Annotated in this window: 5 protein-coding genes; 4 read left to right on the top strand and 1 reads right to left on the bottom strand. The window is 32.6% G+C overall.

Annotation, left to right across the window (positions count from 1 at the left end):
- Positions 1 to 244: 244 nt before the first annotated feature.
- The 4 genes from B3J26_RS06915 (at position 245) to B3J26_RS06900 (ending at position 3,101) form a co-directional block, all read left to right on the top strand.
- On the top strand, positions 245 to 829 hold the full coding sequence (locus B3J26_RS06915) for a Crp/Fnr family transcriptional regulator (RefSeq protein WP_028123681.1): 585 nt from the start codon (positions 245 to 247) through the stop codon (positions 827 to 829).
- Positions 830 to 932: 103 nt separating this feature from the next.
- The gene (locus tag B3J26_RS06910) at positions 933 to 1,481 is read left to right on the top strand and encodes a carboxymuconolactone decarboxylase family protein (RefSeq protein WP_028123680.1); all 549 of its coding nucleotides are present in this window, start codon (positions 933 to 935) and stop codon (positions 1,479 to 1,481) included.
- Positions 1,482 to 1,567: 86 nt separating this feature from the next.
- A complete protein-coding gene (locus B3J26_RS06905) occupies positions 1,568 to 2,002 on the top strand; it encodes a DUF417 family protein (RefSeq protein WP_034981927.1) in 435 nt (144 codons plus the stop codon).
- A gap of 586 nt (positions 2,003 to 2,588) precedes the next feature.
- The gene (locus B3J26_RS06900; RefSeq protein ID WP_291073929.1) at positions 2,589 to 3,101 is read left to right on the top strand and encodes a hypothetical protein; all 513 of its coding nucleotides are present in this window, start codon (positions 2,589 to 2,591) and stop codon (positions 3,099 to 3,101) included.
- Here B3J26_RS06900 and B3J26_RS06895 read toward each other — a convergent pair.
- Positions 3,004 to 3,650, bottom strand: a 647-nt coding sequence (locus tag B3J26_RS06895; protein ID WP_291073927.1) for a transposase, incomplete at its 5' end; no start/stop codon positions are given. The two genes, B3J26_RS06900 and B3J26_RS06895, sit on opposite strands and share 98 nt — an antisense overlap.

Genomic DNA, 3,650 nt, shown 5'->3' with positions numbered 1-3,650 from the left:
TAGTGTTGTGCAACAAGCACATACTATTTGCGAAAAAACGGGCTGAAGGCTAACTTTTTTGTCATTATTTTCCGCTCGCAAAATTGCTTATCTTAAAACAATACACTAATTTAGTTTTAGCCAAGCAATTTGCTTGAACGGACGAACTTGAACTTCGTTCAATTTCTCTCCCGTTCTTCGCAAATACTCGGCTCGTTATGCGTCACCCTATGAGCGACACTACTAATCATCAACATTAGACTAAATGACAAACAAAATAACTTCATATATTGACAAGTTTGTAAAACTGACAGAAGAAGAAAAGAAGCTTTTTAGTTCTTGTTTCAAAGAAGAAAAAATTAAAAAACGACAATTCATAGTTCAACCAAACTTTATAGCCAAGCACAGACACTATGTTTTGCAAGGAGCATTTAGGGCTTATTTTGTGGCTGATGAAGGGCAAGAACACACAATTACTTTTGCCATTGATGACTGGTGGATTACAGATTATAACAGCTATATTTTTCAACAACCTGCGACAATGTTTGTGGTTGCATTAGAAGACAGCATAATTTTACAACTTGACTATGAAAAAGAACAAGAACTAAAATTACAAAATCACAAATTTGAAACTTTTTTTAGGATAATGGCAGAACGAGGACTTGCTGCTCAACAGAGAAGAATAATTTCAAACCTAACCCAAACAGCCGAAGAACGCTACGAAACTTTTTCAAATAAATATCCTCAAATCGTGCAAAGAGTTCCTCAATATGCTTTAGCTTCTTATTTAGGAATGACGACTGAATTTTTATCCAGAATAAGAAATAAAAGGGTTTCAAAGAAAAGTTGAACTACATCAACCAAATTTCCTAAACTACATCATTTTTATCTATTGTAAGTCATCGCACCTTTGTATCGTCAATAAAGACAAACAATATTTAAAAAATAATAAAATGACAACATCAGAAAAAAGAACTTACACGGTTCCAACAAGAGAAGAAGTATCTGCAAACAATCAAGGTATGTTTGACAACCTCCAAAAAGGTTTAGGTTTTGTTCCTAATTTGTATGCCTATTTCGCTAAAAATGAAACAGCATTAGGCGACTATTTAACGCTTCAAAATCGAAAAAGCACATTAAGAGCCAAAGAAAGAGAAGTGATAAACTTGGTAACAAGTCAAATTAATGGTTGTCGTTATTGCCAATCGGCTCACACAGCATTAGGAAAAATGAATGGTTTTTCAGACGAACAAATTTTAGAAATTCGTAAAGGAACAGCAAGTTTCGACAGTAAGTTAGACGCTTTGGCAAAATTCACAGCATCAGCAGTTGAAAATCGTGGACGTGCAACCGAAGAAAGCAAAGAAGCATTTTTTGGAGCAGGTTACAGCGAAGCCAATATGATAGATGTAATAATAGTTGTTGGCGATAAAATTATTAGCAATTATTTACACAACTTGACAGAGTTTGAAATTGACTTTCCTGTTGCAGAAAAATTATAATTGGTTGAAGCGTAAAAATAAAACGTATTTTTCTCTAAGCAATCACCCCAATTTTTTCAATTACAATTCTTTTAAAAATAAATAAAATGAGTAAAATAAATAAGTTAGGCTATAAAATAGCCGTTTCAGGTGTCGTCGTTGTATTACTTTGGATTGGTTTTTTTAAATTCACACCATCGGAAGCTGTAGGCATAAAACCTTACGTTGAAAACCACTTTTTGATGTCGTGGATGTACAAAGTGTTGAGCGTTCAAGTCGTTTCAAATATCATTGGGCTTTTCGAAATCATTGTTGGTATTGGTTTAATATGGAGTTTATTTAAACCTCAAGTTGGAAAAATATTTGGCTGGGCAGCAGTCGTTATTTTTGGCACAACTCTAAGTTTTTTATTGACAACGCCAGGTATTAATAAAATAATTGATGGTGTACCCACTACAGACTTTTTTGTTTTGAAAGATATTATGGCATTGGGTATTTCGTTAATGGTGGTTTATAATGAAACGGGTTTGGTTGAAAAGTAGTCTTTTATCTCCTTAGTATAAACGCTCTGGTTTATATTTTTACATCAAAAAAGGCGTTTTTACCGAGGGGGCAATTGTAATATTACCGAAACAATTATTCTTTTAAAAATAGAAAAATTACTGCAATAAAAACCGTGGACGTGCAAACGAAGAAAGCAGAGAAGCATTTTTTGGAGCAGGTTACAACGAAGCCAATATGATAGATGTAATAATAGTTGTTGGCGATAAAATTATCAGCAACTATTTACACAACTTGACAGAGTTTGAAATTGACTTTCCCATTGCTGAAAAAATCTAACCTAAATAGACAAATTTCATTACTTTTTAAGCGGATTTTGAAGATGTTATTTATCTTTGAAGTCTGCTTTTTGTATTTAATATTACCTAAAAAAGACATCAATATTGGATACTAAAACTATTACAGGAAAAGAAGGGCGAACGCATAACAGCGGTTTGGCAAAAGTGGCGGTTCAGTGCTCCGCAGACACATTTGTGGTTAATCAAAGTTTGGTTCTCCGCATCAACATTTGTGGTAAAAATCGCCACCTTCGCCAAGCCGCAAAACGTTAGGCAAAATTATAAGAAAATGAAATCAACTATTAAATTTTTATTAAAAATATTCATTGTCACAGCATTATTATTTGGAATTATGTTAGTAATTCCAGAATTATTTTCAAATCAAAAAATTGAAATAAAAGAAATTAGTATAAAAGCATTAATCTTTGGACTTCTTATGACCATAATTCTTGGATTACTTCAAATGGTTAAAATGAAAAAAAACGGAATAAGAAATGCTTCTGACTTGGACTTTAAAGTTAGTCAAAAATCAACATTTACTTCAAAATTAACTTTAAATGAAATATTTGATGAATTAAAAACTAAATACAAATCAATAAACCTTACTTCAGAGAAAATCATTATAAGAACGTCTATTAGTTTATATTCTTGGGGCGAAAACATTGAAATTACAAAAGGAAGCACTAATGAATTTGAGTATGAAATTACGAGTAAGCCACAATTACCAACAACCTTGATTGATTATGGCAAAAATAGTGAAAACATCTTGAAAATAAAGAAAATAATAAATAACTTCGCCTAACATCGGTAACTGTTGCACANNATTTTGTAGAAGCGTAGTTCTTTCCTTGTTTTAAGGAAAGAACTTGAGCTAAAACACTTGATTTTTTCACTGTAAAGCGCAGGTATTTCTTCAAGTTGTAGGATAAACTTGACATCAAAACGTGTTTATTGGCTTGTGATATTCCTCTGCTGTTGATCCGTTTTAGGTTAAAAAAGTTTATCAACGTTCCTAAAACTGGTTCTACTGTTGCACTTCGGCGTTTAACTAACCTGCGATGATAGGCTTTGTTTTGGGTGAGTTTTTCGTGCATTTTATCGTAAAGTGGTTTATGAATACTTTCTTCCAGCTTTTTAAACTTGGTTACCTTTCCACAACACTCGGCTCTTAAGATGCATTTACCGCAGTCATGTTCAGAGCTTCTGTAACTTTTCTTTTCGTAACCTTTACTATCAATTAAAGTTCGTTTAAATGGTAAAAAAGCTTTATTTCCGCCTTCTTTAATACATTCGTATCGGTTTTCTTTTTTATTGAAAATAAAGCCTTCACGTTCGGGTTTATATTGTCCAA

Source organism: Empedobacter sp. UBA5987 (assembly GCF_002429865.1).
GTDB classification, from domain to species: Bacteria; Bacteroidota; Bacteroidia; order Flavobacteriales; family Weeksellaceae; genus Empedobacter; species Empedobacter falsenii_B.
This window is presented reverse-complemented; position numbering and strand designations above follow the sequence as displayed.